Raw genomic sequence first — 21229 nt, 5'->3', positions numbered from 1 at the left:
TACTTCCTCCTATTTCTTACCTGTTATCACTTTAAACGATTTTTCTTCTCCAGCGGCCAGCATGATCAAACTGCCTGCCTCTTTAGCTGCTAAAAATCCTTCAGAACGGCAAGTGCCCGGTAACACAAAAGCACCTACCTGTTGATCTTCATTATACAGCAACCAGCGCGTAGCGTAATTGAATTCTTCAGTAGAGAATTTTGTGAAGAAAGTTACCCCATTTGGCGACAGCATCTCAAATTCCGCTTCTTTTTGATACTGTCTCAACTGGTCTGCAAAGAAAACAATTTCCGGATCATACATTTCCGGCTTCGTTAACGTGCTTAACTGTTGTTCTCCACTCTTTAATTCTTCCGTATATTCCAACCATTTTTTAGTAGGATGGACATGTTCGGGAATGGATTCTCTTAATTTGAAAGCTTCGTCAGGAATGTTTTGCTGCATAAGCGCATCCTCTAAATAAGCATAATTCATATGGCACATATACTGTAACGGCATTTCAGTGCCTGCCAAATTTTTGACGTCCATGCCGATTTCAATAAATGTAGTTTTTGCTTGCATCGTCACACTTGGTTTTGCTAAATAATGGTGGCCAAATCCTTTAGTATACTCTTTAGCACCGCCAATTTTTATGCTCTCATCTGTAATTTCTAACCAAGCTTTATCCATATCGGCACAAGGCATTTCGCCATGTAAGGTATGATCGTCTTCTGGACCTGGGCAGCCATTACGAATCAAACCGGAATGAAAGGAAAAACAGCCATACGTATCCACGATTTCAGTCACGTTCTTAGGTTCCGAAAACATGTTTTTCATTTTCAAATCTATCTCATCAAAAGACAAATCCCAGATGATTTGTCCTAAATAAGGAAGAACAACCATTTTACCACGTGAATTTGTTACCTCAATAGCTTCTACATTGGTTGAGTAGCGAAACAACGTTACCGTAAATTCATTATTTTCAAAAAATACTTTCCTGTTTTCTTTAAAAAAATCTCGTTGAAGTTCAATTGTTCCCATCATCGTTTCTCTTCCTTTCTCATTCTTTCTTTTTTGCTTACGCTTCGATTGGTTCAGCTTTTGTTGCTGCTTGTTTCACTTTTATTTCACCATAAAAATGAACCCCCACATATACAAAACAAGCCGTTGAAACGAGGAAAGCCAGTTGCATAGAGCCTACAAAATCAGATACCAATCCTTGGACAGCAGGTACAACTGCTCCACCTACAATTGACATCACTAGGAAGGCACCGGCAAGTTCTTTGTATTTACTGTCAACCACTTCCAGGGTTTCAGCATAAATCGTAGGCCAGCATGGACCGAACAGTAAGCTGACCACCACGGCCACATATACTGCTGACATATTTGGGACGAGCGCTACATAGGTCAATAAAATTGAACCAATAACGGAATAGGCAAAAACAACTTTTGAAGAAGAAAAGCGAGCCATTAAGAAGTTAGCAATAAATTTCCCAATAAAGAAAGCGATAAAACCAAATATCATAAAGTTTGAAGCTGTCCGCTCATTGTAGTCGGGGTTAAGGTGCAACGCTAATCTGATCGTAAATGACCAGACGGCTGTCTGCATTCCGATATACAAAAATTGAGCTAATATTCCCTTTTTAAACCGTTTATTGCCAAGCAAATAACGGAATGTATCTAGAATTCCAGGGTTGTCCGCTGCTGTATCTTCCTTTTTCACCTCAGGTTTACATGTCGGAAACTTCGTTACGGCAAACAAAATCAATACCGCAATCAAAATCATGATCATGTATTTGTAGGGTTCCAAGGTATGCTGAAGCATTTCTAATCCAAAGACATGGGCTTCTGCGGGAGATAATAATGCCATCTGTTTTTCAAGACTCGCGCCTTCTTGAAAAACTAGGTATTTCCCTAGCAAAATACCTGAAATAGCTCCAACCGGGTAAAAAGTTTGACTGATGTTCAGTCGCAAAGTCGATTGTTCTTTTGGACCAATCATAGAACTGTAAGTATTCGCTGCGGTTTCCAAAAAACTAAGTCCAATAGCTACTGCAAAAAGAGCTACCAGAAACATTGAGTACGTTGCCATATGAGAAGCTGGGAAAAACAACGAACAGCCAATGATATAAAAGACCAATCCTGTAATAATAGCAAATTTATAATTCAATTTTTTTATGACCACTGAAGCCGGGATGGCGACTACAAAGTAACCTCCATAAAATGCACTTTGGACAAAAGCGGTTGCAAAATCACTTAAGTCAAATATGTATTTGAATTGAGTGATTAAAATATCGTTCAAACTGGCTGCTACAGCCCATAAAGAAAAAAGTAATGACAATAAGATAAATTGGAAAATAGGTGTTTTATTTAAATAACCATCAGGTTGTTGAATCAAAGCTGTCTTTTCCATTTTTGTTAACCCCTTATAGTAAATTTTTTTAATTTCCTTACTCTCTTGCATTAAACCTTATTCGTCTTGATTGATACGCTTACATATGATTTTGCTTAGATTATCTGAATATTTCTTTCTCTTATTCTTATAGCTCCTTCCTCTGGCATGAACATATGATTAACGATTAAGAAATTATGTTCATTCATTTGTTAGCGCTAGTATAATTTATTCTTGATCATTTGTAAAGCGTTTGCTGAAATTAATTTCAATTTCAGCAAACAAAAAAACAGAGCTCCTGTAGGCTCTGTTTTCTATTCGTAAATGTTAATCTTTTTTATCCAGTAATTCTTTTGCTGTAAATTGATCTGTAATTAAAACATTTGCATACTTTCCTTTTAGTGCCCCGTCAATTGCTTGGATTTTACGATGGCCTCCTGCGACAAGTATGGATTTTTCTTTGTGCTTTAATTCTTCTAAATCAATGCCGATCGTTCGGTTGTTGATTTTATCATTGCTTATTTTTCCAGTTTTATCAAAGAAACGAGAACAAATATCGCCAACAGCATTTTCTTTCAACTGCTTCATTTCTTTTTTATCAAAATAGCCTAGACGAAACAATAGCGCATTTTCTCGCACTGTTCCAACTGTAAATACAGCTACCGTTGCTTGCCTGCCTTTTTCAATGATGTGTTGAATATGACGGTCTTGTTCGACTAACTCTTTAGTTGCTACATTATCAAAAATAACTGGAAGAGGAAGGTTGATTGGTGTTGTTTGAAAAGCTTTAGCAAATAAAGAAATGGTTTCATTGGCATATGTATTCACTTTGGAATGGCTGATACCGCCTTTTAATTGAACGACTTCGATTCCATTCACATTTTCAGGTGCGATTTTTCTAGCAATTTCATACATCGTTGTTCCCCAGCTTACCCCAATGGTTGTGCCATCCTGTATGGTTTCTTCTAGGTATTCTGCTGCGAAGCGCGATAAATATTCTGTGATGCTTTGATAATCTGATTCTGGCGAAAAAACAATATGAGCTTCTAATAGATCATATTTATTTCTCAGTGCCGTACCCAACCCGGCTAAATCAGAAAAAGGATCCGTTATTTTGATTTGAACATACCCTTTATCTTTGGCGCTTTTCAGTAATCGTGAAACTGTTGGTCTAGAGATACCTAATTTATTGGCAATTTCTTGTTGGCTATAATCGGATTCGTAATACAGTCTCGCTACTTCGATACTGAATTGCTCTTTTTCTTTATTTTCCATCGTTTATTTGCTACCCCCTTTTTATTTACCTTATCCCTATTTGTTAGTCATAATCCCATTCATTGTTTATTCTCTTTATCTTACTAAGCTTTCCAGCACCTGTCTAGACAATCTTTTCTGCTAGTGTGCCGGAAACCAATTGTACCATATCTCTTCTAAACGGATAAACTGACAAGAGCTAAGGTTGAAACATGTCCTTTATGATTTGCTCAGCTACAAATCAGTTAAACCTTTATATGTAAAAAAATAGACCTGAATTTTTGCAATCAGCTCAACAGCTAATGCAGCAAGTCAGTTCTATTTTTTAAGTTCTTACCCATCTATCTGCTGTTGCTTGTACCGTTCTTGCTTTTATTGTGCGCTGTACCCGCCGTCGACTGCCAACTCGGCACCTGTTACATAATTGGATTCATCTGAAGCCAAATACACACACGCATAAGCGATGTCATCAGCTTCGCCTACATACTTCAACGGAATTCCTTGAAGCATTCTGTCCAGAATAGCTGGTATCGATAAGGAAGGTGCAGACATCGGTGTCTTAATGGTTCCAGGGTGAATCGAGTTGCAGCGAATATGATCCGGTCCATAATTGAATGCCACATTTTTGGTAAGCAAACGAACGCCGCCTTTTGAAGCTGTATAAGAAAATGGTCCGCCAGAACCAACTAGTCCAGCAATCGAAGAAATATTTACGATTGATCCGCCGCCGTTTTCTTTCATAATCGGAATCACTCGATTAACGCCTAAGTACACGCTTTTCAAGTTGATGTCGATCACTTTTTGCCATTCTTCTTCATCCGTCAATTCAGCTGACTTAGTATAGTCTCCGGTAATACCAGCGTTGTTGATCAAAACATCAATCTTTCCAAAAGCTTTCAGGGTTTCATCTCTGACACGATCCCAATCTGCTCCAGAAGCAACATTGTGTTTGACCGCAATCGCTTCTCCGCCTTTTTCTTTGATAACGGAAACCAGCTCTTGCATCTTTTCTTCTTGAAGGTCTGTCAGTACGACTTTTGCTCCTTCTTTGGCAAACATGCTGGCTGTAGCTGCTCCCATTCCATTAGCTGCCCCAGTAATGATTGCTACTTTGTTTTCTAAACGTCCCATCTTAAAACTTCCTCTCGTAATTTAACTTAAACAAGACTATCTTAACAATCATTAAAGCGTTTTACAATCAACAAGGAGCAGCACTTTTGTTGGTTATTGTGCTTTTAATATGCAAAAAAAGAGCTGACCCTTAAAAGGATCAACTCTTTTGTACTTGATAGATTACTTGAAAAAAGTGCTGGCTTCAACATAATCCATTTCTAATGATTGTGCTACTTCTTTTTTAGTTAGTTTATGGTTCATGACATTGATACCGCCATAGACTGTTGGATTTTCTTCAGCTGCTTTATTAACACCTTTATTAGCGATTTCCAATGCATAAGGAATGGTCACATTTGTCAAGGCCATCGTTGAAGTTTTCGCAACTGCTCCTGGCATGTTAGCAACAGCGTAGTGCAACACGCCATGACGTGTGTAAACTGGTGCATCATGAGTGGTTACTTTATCAGCTGTTTCTACAATACCGCCTTGGTCGACCGCGATGTCAACGATAACTGAACCGGCTTCCATTTGTTCAACCATAGCTTCAGTAACCAGCGTTGGAGCTTTAGAACCTGGAATCAATACCGCTCCGATAACCAGATCTGCTGTTTTGACTTGTTCTTGGATGTTGAATTCATTCGACATTAAAGTCGTTACAGAGTTTCCAAAAATATTGCCCAATTGCGCTAAACGCGTTGGATTCACATCTAAGATCGTTACATTGGCGCCAAGCCCAACAGCCATTTTAGCTGCATGTGTTCCAGAAACACCGCCACCAATAATCACAACATTACCTGTTGAAACACCAGGTGTTCCACCGAGTAAGATTCCTTTTCCGCCATACGTATTTTCTAAAAATTGTGCCCCGATTTGAACGGCCATTCGACCGGCAACTTGACTCATTGGCGTTAGAAGCGGCAATGCGCCATCTTTTTCCATCGTTTCGTATCCAATTCCGATGACTCCTTTTTCCATTAACGTTTCCGTTAATTCTTTAGCAGCCGCTAAGTGCAAGTAAGTGAATAGGATTAGTCCCTCACGGAAATAAGCGAATTCTTCAGGTAAAGGTTCTTTTACTTTGATGACCATATCTGCAGCCCAAACATCCGCTGCATTCTTTATAATTTTTGCTCCAGACTCTGTATATTCAGCGTCAGCAAAACCTGCTGTATTACCTGCCGATTCTTCAATCAAAACTTCATGTCCGCCTTCTACCAAACTATAAACACCAGCCGGTGAAATGGCCACTCGATTTTCATTGTTTTTGATTTCTTTAGGTATACCGATTTTCATAATAATTTTCCTCCTATTGGAATTTCGCTGTACTCAATTCGAACAGCTTACAAGAACATTATACCGTGTAGTTCTTCAAATGTGAACTAAGACGCTGTGAGGAAAAAACATAAAAACTCTCTTAAGCCTAACCTGATGGCATTGGAAAGAGTTTAATTTATTTTTAAAAATTGATTTGAAAACCATTACATTCGAATGATAAAAACCATTTCAGAAATTTATTCTGTTACGATTTTTTGTACTCGGCCGACTTGATTTTCTTCTTCCAACATGACTTTGATTCCATGTGGATGCTGGGCACTGTTTGTCAAAATGCGTTTTACATGTCCTCTTGTCAATGTGCCTGTTCGTTGGTCTTTTTTCAATACGATATCAACCAATGCACCAATTTTTATATCTGCTCTTTTCTTTCCATTCATAACTGATTCCTCCTGCTTCTTTCTTTGTATTGTACCATATCTCTTTCATAGAAGAACATTGTATCTTATTTTCCAGAATAGCTAGCCAATCTTTCCAATCAACGGTATGATAACGTTAACTTTCAAATGTTAATTGCTTAAAAATCAGAATGCATCTCACTTAAAGGAGTTGGACAGATGGGGTCGATTTTAATTCAAGCCGTTAGTTTTTTATTGGTCATACTTGTAGCCTATTTATTCAAAAAGGGAGGAATTTTAAAAGAACAAGATGGGCACGTCCTTTCAAAAATCATTGTCCATATCACTTTACCAGCAGCTATTATTATGGGATTTAATGGTGCGTCCGTAAACGAAACTTTTTTCTTGATGATTTTCTTGGGATTGTTCAGCAATATTCTGTTAGTTGTTCTAGGCGGATTTTTGTGGCGCAACAAATCGGCTGTTGATCAGTCAATGCTGATGTTTGGGATTTCAGGGTACAATATTGGAAATTTCACCATGCCGTTTGTCCAAGGGTTCTTTCCGACTGTTGTTCCTTTTTTAGGCAGTTTTGATATGGGGAATTCTTTGATGCTGTCTGGCGGAACAGCTGTAACTGTTGATAAAATGACTGGACAAAGCAAAGAAGCTTTCTCTATCGTTCGAACAGCGCAAAAACTGCTTTCTTCTCCACCATTTACCACTTATCTTATTATGTTGGCACTAGCTCTTTCAGGATTTATCTTGCCAGCTTCCGTGATGAGTGTTGTTCAACTTTTTTCAAATGCGAATGCTTTTCTATCGATGTTTATGATTGGTCTGTATTTAGAATTACAAATCGACCGTTCTTCTTTAACTACTGTAGCCAAGGTTTTAGGTATCCGTTATGGTTTTGGTGCTATTTTAGCTGCTGCTTTTTATTTCTTACTGCCGCTGCCTCAAATCGTTCGTACCATTTTAGTTCTATTAGCCTTTGCCCCTTTTGGCAGTCTTTCAACAATCAACGCTATTATCTACGGCAGCAAATCTTCACTTGTCGGGTTCCTTTCTTCTGCCAGCATCCTTATTTCACTGTTGTTAATGACCAGCATTTTAATCTTACTGCTGTAATACATACGAATAAAAAAACTCTTCTTTCATTATTTGGAAGAGTTTTTTTGTGCTCTCTGTGGCAAATTGCTTTGCAAATGAGCTTAAATGTCCCATAATAGACAAAGAGAACAGGAGGATTAAATTTGGGATACAACCGAAACATTGATATTATCAAAGGACTGGCTATCCTTTTTGTGATTTTAATTCACAGTTTTTTTGACCAAACACTTTTGTCTATTGGTGGACCTTTTTACATTCATCAAGCCGTTCCACTTTTTCTCATCATTACCGGATACAACCATACGATGTCTTATGAACGTAATGGCCAACAAACGTTAGCTGAACTTTATCAGCCCAATTTGCTTTTGAAAAAGTTAAGCCGCATATTGCTGCCCGCAGTGGTTGCTTACATCTTTCAGTTTATTATCGCTCCTTTTATTGGAAGAGAAGCAAATGTTTTCTTTTACTTAGCAGGTCGCGGCGGATATGGAGGATATTTTGTTTCTATCATGATTCAAATCGTTTTCTTTTTGCCGTTTCTTTTTTACTTAGCAAAAAAAAACCACCAGTTAATGTTGGTGCTAAGCTTTACGTTTAATTTGGTTTTTGAATTAGCAAGTGATTTCTTCAATTTACCTCCATTCCTTTATAGATTGCTTTTCTTCCGTTACCTTTTTGCTATTTCATTAGGAATTTGGTATTTCTTTGTTCAAAAAGACGAAAAAAGCTTAAAATTCATCAAAATTGGCGCTTTGTTGAGCATACCATATCTTATTCTGGTACATTACTTCAATTATGAAGTTCCTTTATATTCATTTGGCACTGCTTGGAAAGGTCAAGATCCATTGACATTCTTTTATCCTTTATACTTATTTCACTTAGGTTTGACTTATTTGCCAAAATTGAAATGGAATCGGGTTTACGAAGGATTAGCTCAATTAGGAAAAAAATCGTATCATATCTTTATTGTTCAAATGGTCTATTTTTGGATGTCCGCTTCTTTTATCAACAAAACCGAATGGTTGTTTCCGCTAGACCTATTGGTGTGTATCACCATCGGTATTGGGTATTATCACTTAGAAGCCGCCTATTTAAAACACAAAAAAGAAAAAGCCCTTTCTCGTTGATTTTTTTAACGAAAAAGGGTTTTTCTTTGCTTGTTTCTAAAGCTGCTAAATCAAATTCCGTTCAAAACAAAAAGGCTCATAAACATTGATTTATCAACACTTACAAGCCTTTTGATTTAGTTCTTCAAACTAGTTTTTTCATGGAGACGGCGGGAGTCGAACCCGCGTCCAAATATATCGGCACCTAGACATCTACGTTTATAGTTATGCTATTTAAAGATTCGCTGGGCACCAGCCACACAACCGGCATCGTGCTTCGCTAGTCTGATAATCTCTTCTAAACCTTGCAGACGGAAAGGTTTAGCGTATCCCACTAATTATAGGACCCTTGCTCGAGCACATGGGCGATGCCGAGAGGATCTACACTAAGCTGTTATTACGCAGCTAAAGCGTAAGAGTTATTATTGTTTTTAGCAGTTATTTTAACTGTAACGTTTTTACGTAGACGTAACCTACGAAACGCAATCCAAGCTCGACCTATACCTGTCGAATCCGTAACGCCCCCGAATGGGTAGTGTATACAGAATAGTAAAGTTTCCTGTTAAAGTCCCATTACCTATATTGAACTCTCTATTACTAGTATAACACATTTTTATAAAAAAGAAAATACGTTCGCTTATCCCTTTTCGCATTCACTCTCTTCCTTTTTCCAAGCGGATTAGTACGGAACGACCCAATTATCTGCTACTATATAGAGTAGGAACAATTACATGTTATGAAGGAGTATAGAATAAATGACGACTCAAATAGAAACGTTACAAAAACTTATTAACGAAGCAAAAAGTATTGCCTTTTTTGGAGGTGCTGGGGTTTCAACGGAAAGCGGCTTGCCCGATTATCGTTCGAACACCGGCACATATACTGAATTAGAACAGCAACAGTTAGACCCTAAAAAAGTGATGAGCAAACGATTTTTAATGGAACACCCGGAAAAGTTCTTTAACCGTCCCAATACACGTAAAACGCCTCTTTTGCCTAAACCAAATGCTGCGCATCTTTATCTAGCTGAACTGGAAAAAAAAGGAAAAGATGTTCGAATCATTACTCAAAACGTTGACGGCTTGCATCAGGTAGCTGGCAGCAAATTGGTCATCGAATTACACGGCAACAATCGCCATTTCCATTGTATGAAATGCGGCAGAGAATATCCGTATAACGAGATTCAGCGAGATGAACAAAATATACCCAGATGCCCAATTGACAACGGCATTATCCGTGCAGATGTTATTTTATTTGGGGAGAATTTAAAACCTGGAGTGTTAGACCGAGCTAAAAAAATCATGGCTAGTTCAGATTTGCTGATTATTGCGGGTACTTCTTTAACAGTCAATCCTTCGAAAAACTTGATCCATTATTTTGAAGGAAATCATGTAGTAGTAATCAATAAAACACCGTTGGATCTTGATTTGACAGTAGATCTGACCATAGAAGGGGCAGTTGGAGAGATTTTCAGTCAATTGTCTGCTTAATCAATTTAACCATCACCAAAATCGCTGGCACTAGATAGTATCCTAGTACCAGCGATTTTTTAAATTTCACTTGGGCCAAACAAAAAAGGAAAGAAGCAATGGCTCCTTTCCTTTTTTGTTAAATCAAATCGTAATACTTCAATCCTTCAACGATTCCGCCATCAACGTGGCTGGCAGTAATGTATGTTGCCTTTTCTTTTAAAGTTGCTAGTCCATTGCCCATTGCTACTCCATAGTCCACGTGTTCGACCATTTCAATATCATTGGACCCATCGCCGAAAGCGAAAGTCGGTATAGACTCAAACTTCAACGTCTTAACTAGTTCTGTAATACCGGTAGCTTTTGAATTGCCTTTTGGAATAGTATCCATACTATAAGGGGTATTCCGGTAAAAAGACAATTCTGGAAAATTCTTTTTAAAATAAGCGTCTTGTGTTTTGTCCGTATTCAATACCAATGCCATCAACACTTCTTCTTCTAAATGCAAAGTACTGTGTATAGAAGGAACTTCGGCATGAATAAATTGATACGCTTCTTTTAATACTTCTGTCTCACGCGTTGCCCGGATTTTATCATGCGTATAAAAAGACAGTGCAAATTTTCGTTCTTCTGTTGCCTGTTTTAAATTGACCAACGTTTTTTCAGGAATGCGATTTCGATAAACTTCTTTGCCTTCGTATACAATGTACTGCCCATTAAGCGTAATAAACGAATCGATTGGCGTTTCTTTTAGTACATGCTGAATTTCAATCGGGCTTCGCCCAGTTGCAATAAAAGGAATGTTGCCGTTCTTTTTCATTTGTTCTAGGGCCTCGACTACTTCTGTGTCAACTTTAGATTCTTTATTCAATAATGTTCCATCTAAATCAAAAAATACTAATGCTTTTGGATTCAATCGGTTGTTCCCCTTTATATCGTTTTTAGTCTTTTTCTAAATCTTTAAAGTGTTCGATTTGATTGTAGCTCTTCAAATGGTAACGGCCATCGTAATAGCTTACTTTTGAAACGCTGGCATTTAACAGCGGTTGAGGATTTTCCAACTCAGGAATCAAGCCGTTTAACATATAACGAATAGTATTGCCATGTGCTACAACTAAAACGTTATCTCCTGTATCGCGATGTGTTTTGATTAATTTTAAGAGTCCTTTTTCAAGGCGTAACCAAAACTCCAAGAAATCTTCTGCGTGATGGTAAGGATCAGCTTTTTTCGTTGCATCCATTTGCTCAGGGATACTCGATCCAGCCCATAATTCTGCTACTGTAGGAAATCCCATCACTTCATTGATGCTTTCCCATACTTCATCAATATCCAAACCTTCATAAGAGCCAAAAAAGACTTCTCTAAATTCCGGCATAGCTTGCATTTGTAATTTTTCGGCAGCATGGTTTTCTTCTAAAATAATTCCGCCGGTTTCAATGGTACGATTTAAATCACTGGTATAGACAGCATCAAATTTTACATCTGCTAATCCTCTGCCGCTTCGGCGGACATCTTCGCGTCCTTCAGGTGTTAACTGAGTATCGCTCCACCCTTGCATTCTTCTGTATAAATTAAAATACGTTTGACCATGTCTCACAAAATAAAATGTACAACCTTTACTCATAAAAATCTCCTCCGTAAAAATAACATTTCTTAGTAAATCGTGCTCACTTTCTATTGTACCAGAGATAAGGGTCTGACAATAAATTTTCCCGGTTATTAAAAAAAAACCTCAATTTCTCTTTCTTTTTGTATTAATGAATAGAATCATTTTCTCGGTTGTTCAAGAATTTCCCCGTTTTGATAAGCCTCTAATAATTCTTTTAAATCCGTCACTTGTTTTGTTAAGCGTCTGCCGATGTCGGTTTCACGCACTTTTTTGCGGTCTAGCTCACGGTCCACGACTCTGCGGGTAGACATGATATCAAATTCATTTTCAACAGCATTTTTAAGCGACGTAAAGGGCTGGTGCGATACTAATTGCATTCCATATGAGTTATAAAGCAGCGTGTACCCAGCTAATCCAGTGGTGTCTTGATAGGCTTTAGAAAACCCGCCGTCAATAACCAGCATGCGCCCTTCAGCTTTGATCGGGTCTTCTCCCCGTTTTTCTTTTACCGGTGTATGTCCATTGATAATATGTCCCTTAGCAGGATCCAATCCGAATTCGACTAAGATTTTTTCGCACGTCGCGACATCATTTCGCATACTGTAATAAGCGTTTTTCTTTTCTACATGGGTTTCTTTATCTTCAATGTAATACCGCTCAAAAGTTGTCATTTGGTCTTTTCCAAATAATGATGAAGCTGGACCGGTCCAAAGATACCAAATCAAGTCTAAGTGTTTTTCTTTATTTTCTTTGTTTCTGGTTAAGTACCCTTTGCGCAATATTTCTTCAAACTTATCCAGCAAAGCTTTTCCTTTATACTGCTTGTCCCTAATTTGCAGTTCCATAAAGCTTCCATCTTCGTTCAACGGAACACAGCCGTGAAACAATAAATTATCGTTGTACTTCAAATACATATGTCCCTTGTTGTATAAATAAGAAATGTGTTTTTGCAGACGTTCACTGTGTTTAAAAGCGTAAACCAGTTTATCCACAATAAATTCTTCTTCTTTGCTCAATTTATAAGGGTCTGCTGGGTCAATGGTCGGGAAATACGTATTGGTCAACGGGTAACTTTTCCCTTTTATCGTGATCGTTCCTTTTTCATAATCGATCATATCTAGAACCATTCTGTGTTCTAATTTAAAATCCGGTTGCCGTTTAATGATCACTCCTTCAAGTTTAAATTGAATCACGGCAATGGCTTGATGCATTTTAGTAATTTGTCTAATTTCTTCTTCATAGAAATCAGATCTTTCTGCATCTATTTTGGGATAAAAACCATGTGCATAATCTTCTGGATAGGTCATCTCAGCAAAGGTCAACAATTGACGCAACGAAATTCCATAAGCGTCTTCGATGATTTCCAAATTATCGTAACGTGCTGAGATCCGTAAAACATTAGCGATACAAACTGCAGAACCGCTGGCTGCTCCCATCCACAGAATATCGTGATTGCCCCACTGTATATCAACGGAATGGTGATCGATCAATGTATCCATAATTTTATCTGGATATGGTCCACGGTCATAGATATCGCCAACGACATGCAGATGATCGACAACTAAACGTTGGATCAGATAAGAAATTGCCGTAATAAATTCAGGAGCACGATCTAATGAAAGAATGCTTTGAATGATTTTGCTGTAATAATCTTCTTTATTAGCAAAACTATTGTCTTTTGACAAAAGCTCTTCAATAATATAAGCAAATTCATTTGGTAAAGCTTTTCTAACTTTTGAACGGGTGTATTTCGATGCAACAAATACACATAATTCAATCAAACGAGACAGTGTAATACGATACCATTCATCAATTTCTGTTTGATTATCAAAATCTTCCAAAATATTTCTGATTTTTTCTTCAGGATAATAAATCAATGTGGCTAACATCTTCATCTCTTTTTGACTTAACCGGTCAATAAATATTTCATTGATTTTTTCTTTGATGTTGCCAGACCCATTGCGCAAAACGTGTTGAAAGGCATCGTACTCCCCATGAATATCACTCAAAAAGTGTTCCGTACCTTTAGGCAAATTCATAATGGCTTCCAAGTTTATGATTTCTGTTGTTGTTTCTCCAATGGTTGGGTATTCTTTAGCCAATAATGTTAAATATTTTTTGTTTATATCCAATAGAAGCCCTCCTGTTCTATCTTTTTTATGTATACCAATTTTATTATACCATGCTTTCCGCAACAATCTAATGTTCTTTTAATGTTTCTCTTTCCATTTGCAAAATAAAACTGCCGCTAGAAACCGGCAGTCTGTCTTTGGTTCTTTTAGTTCATTCAGAATGGATTAAGCCATTGGGAATAATAATCAAGCAGTGATCGCTTCAGCAATGGCCGAGTCAATATCTTCAGGTTTAGTCATTGGGCCAAAACGTTCAATAATCTCCCCGTCTTTGCCAATTAGAAATTTTGTGAAGTTCCATTTGATCTTTTTGTTGCCGGTATGCTCGGTTAAATAGTTATAAAGCGGAGCAGCCTCTTTTCCATTCACCAATATTTTTTCATATAGCGGAAACGAAACATTGTAATTCACTTGGCAAAATTCGACAATTGCTTCATTATTCAAAGGTTCTTGATTCATAAACTGGTTAGAGGGAAATCCTAGAACAACAAATCCTTGGTCTTTGTATTTTTCATATAACTTTTCTAAACCCTCAAATTGAGGAGCTAAGCCGCACTTGCTAGCCGTATTAACGATCAATACTGTTTTACCTTCATATTTGCTTAGTGAAACGTCTTTCCCATCTATTTCTTTGACGGTAAAATCATAAATTGTCATGAGAACTCCTTCTTTCCTTGCTCTTTTTACCATTATAACAAAGGCCGTTAAAAAACACTCTTATTTGGTTTTAAAAAAACTATCCCATCTAAAGAATACTCTCTTTAGATGGAATAGTTTATCTTTCTCTTAAAGATCTCGCTAAATCGCGTTTTTGATCTTTGCGTTTTAAATCTTCACGTTTATCGTAATTCTTTTTCCCTTTAGCTACACCAATCAAAACTTTTGCAAAGCCGTTCTTGATGTAAACTTTTAACGGTACTAACGTATTCCCGCTGCCTTTTGTTTCATTTTGCAATCGTTCGATTTGCTTCTTATGCATCAGTAGTTTTCTTGTCCGTAAAGGATCGTGGTTAAATTGGTTTCCTTGTTCATAAGGGCTGATGTGGACATTGTGCAAATAAATCTCACCATTGCGAACGCGCGCAAAACCGTCTTTTAAGTTGATTCGTGCAGCACGTATCGATTTTATCTCTGTTCCTTTAAGAACGATACCAGCTTCGACAGTATCTAAGATAATAAAATCAAACCGGGCTTTTCTATTCTGGGCAATCAGTTTTCCTTGGCCTTTTGGCATCTCATTCGCCTCCTTGCTCATTCAACAGTTAGCTGCGCTTCTTTTTAACACTATTCTTCTTAGCGACATCTTTGTAGAATGGTTTGTTTTTCTTTTTGTCTTTTGAACGTTTCGTCTCTTTATTACGATACGATTGTTTTTCTTTAGGGTTTTTGGATGCTCCTTGTCCAGGTTTTGGTTTAGAGCCTTTATTTTTATGCTGAGTGCCATTTTTTTGCAATTGCGGAAAAGAATCGGCTTTTGGTGCATCTGGGTCTGGGATCAATTCAAAATCAATTTCACGTGTTTCCGGATCTGCTTTAGTTACTTTGATTTTAACTTTTTGTCCAATACGATACACAACTCCGGTACGTTCGCCGACTAACATCAATTGGTCTTCGATATAATTGAAGTAATCCTCTTTCATATTTGAAATATGAACTAACCCTTCAACTGTATTCGGCAATTCGATAAACAGACCAAATCTTAAAACAGAGCCGATGATCCCTTCATACTCTTCTCCAACTTTATCCATCATATATTCTGTTTTCTTCAAAGCATCCGTTTCTCGTTCAGCATCCACTGCACGGCGTTCCATTTTAGAACTTTGAAGCGCAATATCAGGCAATTGAGCTTCCCATTTAGCAATCTGAGCGGATCCTGTTCCTGCTTCGCCATAAGAACGAATAAGGCGGTGAAGAATCAAATCTGGATAACGACGAATTGGTGAAGTGAAATGCGAATAGTATTTAGCAGCTAACCCATAGTGACCCAGAGGCTCTACATCGTATTTCGCTTGTTTCATACTGCGCAACATCATAGTTGAAATAACAGGTTCTTCTGGTTTTCCGGCTACACTGTCTAAAACTTTTTGCAAGTTTTTTGGTGTGACGTTCTCACTTGAACCTTTCATGGAAATGCCGAATGCTGTAACAAATTCCATAAAACGCTGCATCCGATCGCTATCCGGCTGCTCATGGACACGATAGATCATTGGAACTTTCATATGTGTGTAATGTTCAGAAACCGTTTCGTTAGCGGATAACATAAAGGATTCAATCAAGCGTTCGCCAATACCGCGTTCTTGTAATACGATATCTAACGGATGTCCTTCTGGATCAACAATAATTTTAGCTTCTGGAGAATCAAAATCAATTGATCCGCGGCTGACCCTTTTTTTCTCAAGAAGACGGTGCAGCTCTCCCATCAGTTCAAACATTGGAACTAAATCTTCTTGTTCTTTTCGAACAGTTTCATCTTGCTCCATCAAAATTTTATTGATTTGAGTATAGCTCATGCGGCGATAAGACCGGATGACACTTGGGAAAATATCGTGGTTGATGACTACACCGGTTTGGTCGATTTCCATTTCGCAACTCATTGCTAATCGATCTTCATTGGGGTTTAACGAACAGATCCCATTGGACAATCTGTGCGGCAACATCGGTACAACGCGGTCAGTTAAATAAACACTGGTTGCTCTGTCGTAAGCTTCAGTATCTAAAGCACTGCCTTCGGTTACATAGTAAGAAACGTCAGCAATATGAACCCCTAAATGGTAATTGCCATTAGGAAGTTTTTTAACTGTGACCGCATCATCTAAATCTTTTGCGTCTTCGCCATCAATGGTCACTAAAATTTCTTCTCGCAGGTCTCGGCGGCCTTCCATGTCTTTTTGTGAGACTTTTTCGGAAACAGTATTAGCTTCTGCCATTACCTCATCTGGAAATTCCACTTGAATACCGTGTTTATAAATAATCGTTAGGATATCGACACCTGGATCGTTTTTATGCCCAATCACGGTTTTTACGATTCCTTGCATACTTCTGGGAAACTCATTATCAGGATAAAGTGTGATTTCGACTAGGACAATTGCGCCGTCTACTGGCTTGATGCCTTTTTCTTCAATAAACACACGAATATCGGTTAATTTTTTGTCTTTAGGTTCGATGTATCCATATAAACCTGTTTCTTCAATACCTTCTTCTGTGTATGCGTAAAACTCACCAACCAATTGGGTGAATTTGCGTTCGATGATCGCTTTAACGCGGCCTTCCGCACCTTTTTCTAACCACGGTTGTGCTGGACGAATGATTTCAATGGTTACCGTATCGCCGTCTAAGGCGAAATTCGTATGGTTAGGCGGAATGTAAACATCGTCTTCTTCCCCTTCAATCGATACGAAACCAAAGCCGCGGTCACTTGCTCGAAAAGTACCCGACAAGACAGGTTCTTCTGTAGGCAATTTAAACTGCCCTTTCTTATTGAGGAATACGGTTCCTTCACGTTCCATTTCAGCTAAAGTGGAGACAAGCAGTTTAAAATCAGTTGAACTGGTCAACTCCATCCCTTCACTGATTTCTTTTACTTGAAAAGACATTTTCTTTTGTTCTTTCATAAAGACTAATATGGCTTCTTTTATGGTTTCTTTATTTTTCATCAAGTCTACTCTCCATTCCAATTCAAATCAGATAGGAAATTAAGAACATCCTTTTCTAACTCTTTATGATCCACGCCAACTGTAATGGCGTGTTTACTATTTTCATACCAATGAAAATCTACTTCTGCTTGAACCAATGCTTCTTTAAATTGAACCGCAATTTGCGGATCGATCAATTCATCTTTCCCTGCTTGGGCAATGAACATCGGTTTTGTTAATGTCTTGTAAGCCGGTTCCATCGACAGCACAATTTCGGAAATTCCTTTTAATTGTTTATCTAAGCCGTTTTCGACTAAAGGCATCCGTGCATTGATTTCATCAGCGGATTGTCCAGCATGCTTTTTCACTAGCTCGACATATTTCAAAAAGGTCGAACGAACATTATTTTGTTCATACCGAATTACCGGGGAACAGAATGTACCGCTGGCTAAAATGTTTTCATCGACCATCATTTTTGTAGCAATGATTCCTCCTAAGGATAATCCAAAAACAGCTACTTGTTGATAGCCTTTCTCAGCCAAAAACTGTAAAGCCTCTTTTGCGTCTTGTATCCAATCTGTTGGCGACGCCGCTAAAATATCCTCAGGGTCTAATGTACCGTGCCCTTTAAATAGTGGTGCATACACTGTGTAATTTTCTTTTTCTAAAGCACGACCCATCATCCGGACATCATTGGGCGTGCCTGTGTAGGCGTGCATCAATAAGACCGCTTTCGGACCTCTTTCAAAAAAAAATGGTTGTGGCAGCGTTTTTTTTACCATTCTTAACTCTCCTCCTGTGACAATTCCTGTTAATATCTATTTTACTTTAAAATCGTTGATTTTCATACCCATACACTAGCGAATCCCAAATTGGTTCAAATTCAGACTTGTTTTTCATCTAGAGCGATTTCAATTCATTTTTCGGATTTTTAAGTTCATGAAAAAAAACTACCTGAAACTTCTCAGGTAGCTTTACATGTTTGATTAATTTGCTGATAAATAGGCTAAAATTAGAGCGACTGCAAAGAAAGCAATACCCAATACTACCGTTGTTCGTTGCAAAACTGCTTCAAATCCACGGGCCTTTTGTTTTCCAAATAATTGTTCTGCGCCACCTGTGAGCGCACTAGCTGCATTGTTGGTTTTTGATGGCTGCATCACAACCACAATAATAAGTAAAACTGATATGATTAGTTCAGCAATTAAAAAGGTATTATACAATTTCATTGCCCTCCCGTCTAACTTTTCTTCTGCAGTTAACTTTAACATAATTAACGGTAAATTACTAGATAAGTTTCATTCTCACTATCAGAATCCAGCATCACTCTCTAAATCGTGTACAAATAAGCCGCTTAACAATTTCGGTTCAAACCACGTAGATTTCGGCGGCATTACTTCTCCGCTGTCCGCTACTTTCAACAATTCATCCATCGTTGTGGGATACATAGCAAAAGCTACGGTAAATTTTCCGCTGTCAACGGCTTCAACTAATTCTCCCAATCCACGAATACCGCCAATAAAGTCAATCCGTTCGTCTGTTCGAATATCTTGAATATCAAAAATAGGTCTTAAGATTTGATCCTGCAAAATCGCAACATCTAGCCCATTTACTGCATCTGTCGAACGGATTTCAGGTTTTGCGGTTAATTTATACCACTGACCGTTTAAATACATGCCCATTGTTTTAGGTTCCTGAGGCTTAAATGGTTCCATCCCAACTTCTTGTATATCAAACTTCTTGGCTACTTGGTCTAAATAATCTTCTTCGATTGGAACATCCACTACACGATTGTAATCCATGATCGCCAATTGTTCTTCTGGAAATAAAACCGATAAAAAGTAGTTGAATTCTGTATTAGCTGGAACAGTTGGAAATTGTGCACGGCGCTTTAAGGCTACCTTAACAGCTGATTCTGTCCGGTGGTGTCCATCGGCAATATACAAAGAATCAATCTGTTCAGCAAAGAGAGCAACCAATTGTTCAATCGTTTCTTTTTGGTCAATTGCCCAAACTTGGTGTCTAACCTCATGGAAACTAGTAAAGTCATACATTGCTTCTTGTTGATTCATCCAACTTGTGAGCAGTTCATTAACCGTTTGATTTTCACGATAGGTTAAAAAAATAGGACTAGTATTGGCGTCCGTCGTATCCACATGATTGATCCGATCCAATTCTTTTTCAGCACGAGTAAATTCATGCTTTTTGATCTTTTTATTCAAATAATCTTCTACCGCTGTACAAACCACTAAACCCGTTTGTGGACGGCCGTTCATTGTTAATTGATAGATATAAAAGTTCTCGGTCTTATCTTGTTTAAGCCAGCCTTTTTCAATAAAGGCTTTTAAATTTTCGGCAGCTTTTTGATACACTTCTTTTGCATAAGGGGAGTAGTCTTTGGCTAAATCAATTTCTGCTTTATCGATATGTAAAAAAGACTGGGGATTTTGATCCCCAATCAGACGCGCTTCGTTGGAATCTAAAACGTCATAAGGCAATGAGGCCACTTCTTTAACAACTGTTTCATTTGGTCGAATAGCTTTAAAAGGTTTTATTTGTACCATTTTGATCTTCCTTTACTCTTTAGTTGGATTTTTTATGACGCGAACAGTTAAAATACCTTCAACTTCTTCGATGCGTTTAACAACTGTTTGTATCTGATCGTCTGCGATTTCTTCGATATCGATCAATGTATAAGCATAGTCTTCGCGGCTTCGGTTGATAATATTCACGATATTGATGCCGCTTAAAGCCAATCCAGACGACATTTGTCCAATCATATTGGTTACATTTCGATTCACGATGGCTATCCGTATAGGAGATGTAAAAGCCATTTCTACTGTTGGAAAATTGACGGAATGAATGATATTGCCGGTTTCCAAAAAGTATTTCAACGTTTTAGCGGCCATTTCAGCACAATTGATTTCTGCTTCTGCTGTAGAAGCTCCTAAGTGTGGTAAAACCAACGCTTTTTCAACGCCCGTCAACCGTTCATCTGCAAAATCGGTTAAGTACTGTTTCAACTCGCCGTTTTCCAAAGCGTTGACTACTGCATCTATATCCACGAGTTCGCCACGCGAGAAGTTTAATAAAACAGCATTGTCTTTTACCAAAGAGAGTTTTTCTGCGTTAAGCAGTTCTTTAGTTTCTTCCATTAAAGGAACGTGGACAGTAATAAAATCCGATGTTGCTAAAACTTCTTCAATTGAATGGGCACGCTTGACTCTTCTGGAAATGGTCCAAGCAGTATCTACTGAGACATAAGGATCGTAGCCGACGACGTTCATTCCTAAACGATACGCATCGTTTGCAACCATTGCCCCAATCGCTCCTAGTCCAATCACACCTAATTGCTTTCCAGCAATTTCGGTACCAACAAATTGTTTTTTTTCAGCTTCCACTTGTTGTTCGATTTCCGGGCCTTTTACTGTTTTTGTCCAGATAGCTCCTTCAATGATGGGACGAGAAGCTAAGATCAAGCTGGCCAGTACCAACTCTTTGACTGCGTTCGCATTCGCTCCTGGTGTATTAAAAACAACGACTCCTTGATCGGAACAAGCTGCCACCGGAATATTATTGGTTCCTGCCCCTGCCCTGGCAATCGCCTTTAAATTGCTGGGAAATGTCATGGAATGTAAATTTTGACTTCTCAGTAAATAAGCATCAGGATTGTCCGTTTCATTCAAGCGGTACTGGTCCGGCTCAAATTTATTGATTCCTTCTTCAGCAATAGCATTATAGGTCTTGATATTCAGCATC

The 21229-nt window shown here is 38.2% G+C and carries 19 protein-coding genes and 1 other RNA gene; 3 read left to right on the top strand and 17 right to left on the bottom strand.

Annotated features, from left to right (window positions below):
* Positions 1-9: 9 nt before the first annotated feature.
* The 6 genes from JHE06_RS02305 to JHE06_RS02280 all read right to left on the bottom strand — a co-directional run bounded on the left by JHE06_RS02305 (position 10) and on the right by JHE06_RS02280 (position 6450).
* Positions 10-1023 (bottom strand): aldose 1-epimerase family protein, encoded by a 1014-nt coding sequence (locus JHE06_RS02305; protein ID WP_328706706.1) that lies wholly within the window; start codon positions 1021-1023, stop codon positions 10-12.
* A 34-nt stretch (positions 1024-1057) separates the two neighbouring features.
* Positions 1058-2392, bottom strand: coding sequence for an L-fucose:H+ symporter permease (gene fucP, locus JHE06_RS02300; RefSeq protein ID WP_201089277.1), 1335 nt, complete (start codon positions 2390-2392; stop codon positions 1058-1060).
* 306 nt (positions 2393-2698) lie between these two features.
* Positions 2699-3646, bottom strand: a complete 948-nt coding sequence (locus tag JHE06_RS02295) for a sugar-binding transcriptional regulator (RefSeq protein WP_201089274.1) — start codon at positions 3644-3646, stop codon at positions 2699-2701.
* Positions 3647-3997: 351 nt separating this feature from the next.
* A complete protein-coding gene (locus JHE06_RS02290; RefSeq protein ID WP_058919957.1) occupies positions 3998-4756 on the bottom strand; it encodes an SDR family NAD(P)-dependent oxidoreductase in 759 nt (252 codons plus the stop codon).
* Positions 4757-4918: 162 nt separating this feature from the next.
* Complete coding sequence (gene ald, locus JHE06_RS02285) at positions 4919-6031, bottom strand: alanine dehydrogenase (protein WP_058919956.1); 1113 nt, start codon at positions 6029-6031, stop codon at positions 4919-4921.
* 218 nt (positions 6032-6249) lie between these two features.
* The gene (locus tag JHE06_RS02280) at positions 6250-6450 is read right to left on the bottom strand and encodes a YwbE family protein (RefSeq protein ID WP_058919955.1); all 201 of its coding nucleotides are present in this window, start codon (positions 6448-6450) and stop codon (positions 6250-6252) included.
* Positions 6451-6627: 177 nt separating this feature from the next.
* On the opposite strand from JHE06_RS02280, the gene JHE06_RS02275 reads away from it, so the two are divergent.
* Together JHE06_RS02275 and JHE06_RS02270 are read left to right on the top strand one after the other, a co-directional pair.
* The gene (locus tag JHE06_RS02275; RefSeq protein ID WP_201089272.1) at positions 6628-7539 is read left to right on the top strand and encodes an AEC family transporter; all 912 of its coding nucleotides are present in this window, start codon (positions 6628-6630) and stop codon (positions 7537-7539) included.
* A gap of 125 nt (positions 7540-7664) precedes the next feature.
* The gene (locus JHE06_RS02270) at positions 7665-8648 is read left to right on the top strand and encodes an acyltransferase family protein (protein WP_058919953.1); all 984 of its coding nucleotides are present in this window, start codon (positions 7665-7667) and stop codon (positions 8646-8648) included.
* A 138-nt stretch (positions 8649-8786) separates the two neighbouring features.
* On the opposite strand, the gene ssrA is transcribed toward JHE06_RS02270, so the two are convergent.
* Positions 8787-9153, bottom strand: a transfer-messenger RNA (tmRNA) gene (ssrA, locus tag JHE06_RS02265).
* Positions 9154-9382: 229 nt separating this feature from the next.
* Between ssrA and JHE06_RS02260 the strand changes: the two genes are divergently transcribed.
* Positions 9383-10117, top strand: coding sequence for an NAD-dependent protein deacylase (locus tag JHE06_RS02260; protein ID WP_201089270.1), 735 nt, complete (start codon positions 9383-9385; stop codon positions 10115-10117).
* A 118-nt stretch (positions 10118-10235) separates the two neighbouring features.
* Here the strand turns inward: JHE06_RS02260 and JHE06_RS02255 are convergent, their stop codons facing one another.
* From JHE06_RS02255 to JHE06_RS02210, 10 genes are all read right to left on the bottom strand, one after another.
* Positions 10236-11012 (bottom strand): Cof-type HAD-IIB family hydrolase, encoded by a 777-nt coding sequence (locus JHE06_RS02255; protein ID WP_058919951.1) that lies wholly within the window; start codon positions 11010-11012, stop codon positions 10236-10238.
* Positions 11013-11037: 25 nt separating this feature from the next.
* On the bottom strand, positions 11038-11721 hold the full coding sequence (locus JHE06_RS02250; protein WP_058919950.1) for a histidine phosphatase family protein: 684 nt from the start codon (positions 11719-11721) through the stop codon (positions 11038-11040).
* Between the two features lie 143 nt (positions 11722-11864).
* The gene (locus tag JHE06_RS02245; protein ID WP_058919949.1) at positions 11865-13838 is read right to left on the bottom strand and encodes a fructose-bisphosphatase class III; all 1974 of its coding nucleotides are present in this window, start codon (positions 13836-13838) and stop codon (positions 11865-11867) included.
* A gap of 186 nt (positions 13839-14024) precedes the next feature.
* Positions 14025-14495, bottom strand: coding sequence for a glutathione peroxidase (locus JHE06_RS02240; protein ID WP_201089268.1), 471 nt, complete (start codon positions 14493-14495; stop codon positions 14025-14027).
* A 118-nt stretch (positions 14496-14613) separates the two neighbouring features.
* Positions 14614-15072, bottom strand: coding sequence for an SsrA-binding protein SmpB (smpB, locus tag JHE06_RS02235; RefSeq protein WP_058919947.1), 459 nt, complete (start codon positions 15070-15072; stop codon positions 14614-14616).
* 28 nt (positions 15073-15100) lie between these two features.
* A complete protein-coding gene (rnr, locus tag JHE06_RS02230) occupies positions 15101-17491 on the bottom strand; it encodes a ribonuclease R (RefSeq protein ID WP_058919946.1) in 2391 nt (796 codons plus the stop codon).
* Between the two features lie 5 nt (positions 17492-17496).
* Complete coding sequence (locus tag JHE06_RS02225; RefSeq protein ID WP_058919945.1) at positions 17497-18252, bottom strand: alpha/beta hydrolase; 756 nt, start codon at positions 18250-18252, stop codon at positions 17497-17499.
* A 204-nt stretch (positions 18253-18456) separates the two neighbouring features.
* Positions 18457-18693 carry a preprotein translocase subunit SecG gene (gene secG, locus JHE06_RS02220; RefSeq protein ID WP_058919944.1) on the bottom strand — a complete coding sequence of 79 codons (237 nt, stop codon included), beginning with the start codon at positions 18691-18693 and terminating at the stop codon, positions 18457-18459.
* Between the two features lie 87 nt (positions 18694-18780).
* Positions 18781-20034, bottom strand: a complete 1254-nt coding sequence (locus tag JHE06_RS02215) for a DUF1015 domain-containing protein (protein WP_201089266.1) — start codon at positions 20032-20034, stop codon at positions 18781-18783.
* A 12-nt stretch (positions 20035-20046) separates the two neighbouring features.
* Positions 20047-21228: a 3-phosphoglycerate dehydrogenase family protein gene (locus tag JHE06_RS02210; RefSeq protein ID WP_201089263.1), complete on the bottom strand. Its 1182-nt coding sequence runs from the start codon at positions 21226-21228 to the stop codon at positions 20047-20049.
* Position 21229: the final 1 nt, after the last annotated feature.

Source organism: Carnobacterium sp. CS13 (assembly GCF_016653495.1).
Taxonomy (GTDB): domain Bacteria; phylum Bacillota; class Bacilli; order Lactobacillales; family Carnobacteriaceae; genus Carnobacterium_A; species Carnobacterium_A antarcticum.
The sequence above is the reverse complement of the archived record's forward strand: the minus strand, read 5'-3'. Positions and strand labels throughout refer to the sequence as shown.

Bases quoted from the DNA above. Each gene is read 5' to 3' on its own strand.
- rnr (WP_058919946.1), bottom strand. From the start codon at position 17,491: ATGAAAAATAAAGAAACCATAAAAGAAGCCATATTAGTCTTTATGAAA.
- JHE06_RS02260 (WP_201089270.1), top strand. From the start codon at position 9,383: ATGACGACTCAAATAGAAACGTTACAAAAACTTATTAACGAAGCAAAA.
- smpB (WP_058919947.1), bottom strand. From the start codon at position 15,072: ATGCCAAAAGGCCAAGGAAAACTGATTGCCCAGAATAGAAAAGCCCGG.
- JHE06_RS02290 (WP_058919957.1), bottom strand. From the start codon at position 4,756: ATGGGACGTTTAGAAAACAAAGTAGCAATCATTACTGGGGCAGCTAAT.
- JHE06_RS02275 (WP_201089272.1), top strand. From the start codon at position 6,628: ATGGGGTCGATTTTAATTCAAGCCGTTAGTTTTTTATTGGTCATACTT.
- JHE06_RS02240 (WP_201089268.1), bottom strand. From the start codon at position 14,495: ATGACAATTTATGATTTTACCGTCAAAGAAATAGATGGGAAAGACGTT.
- JHE06_RS02215 (WP_201089266.1), bottom strand. From the start codon at position 20,034: ATGGTACAAATAAAACCTTTTAAAGCTATTCGACCAAATGAAACAGTT.
- ald (WP_058919956.1), bottom strand. From the start codon at position 6,031: ATGAAAATCGGTATACCTAAAGAAATCAAAAACAATGAAAATCGAGTG.
- JHE06_RS02305 (WP_328706706.1), bottom strand. From the start codon at position 1,023: ATGATGGGAACAATTGAACTTCAACGAGATTTTTTTAAAGAAAACAGG.
- JHE06_RS02250 (WP_058919950.1), bottom strand. From the start codon at position 11,721: ATGAGTAAAGGTTGTACATTTTATTTTGTGAGACATGGTCAAACGTAT.
- JHE06_RS02225 (WP_058919945.1), bottom strand. From the start codon at position 18,252: ATGGTAAAAAAAACGCTGCCACAACCATTTTTTTTTGAAAGAGGTCCG.
- JHE06_RS02295 (WP_201089274.1), bottom strand. From the start codon at position 3,646: ATGGAAAATAAAGAAAAAGAGCAATTCAGTATCGAAGTAGCGAGACTG.
- fucP (WP_201089277.1), bottom strand. From the start codon at position 2,392: ATGGAAAAGACAGCTTTGATTCAACAACCTGATGGTTATTTAAATAAA.
- JHE06_RS02280 (WP_058919955.1), bottom strand. From the start codon at position 6,450: ATGAATGGAAAGAAAAGAGCAGATATAAAAATTGGTGCATTGGTTGAT.
- JHE06_RS02210 (WP_201089263.1), bottom strand. From the start codon at position 21,228: ATGCTGAATATCAAGACCTATAATGCTATTGCTGAAGAAGGAATCAAT.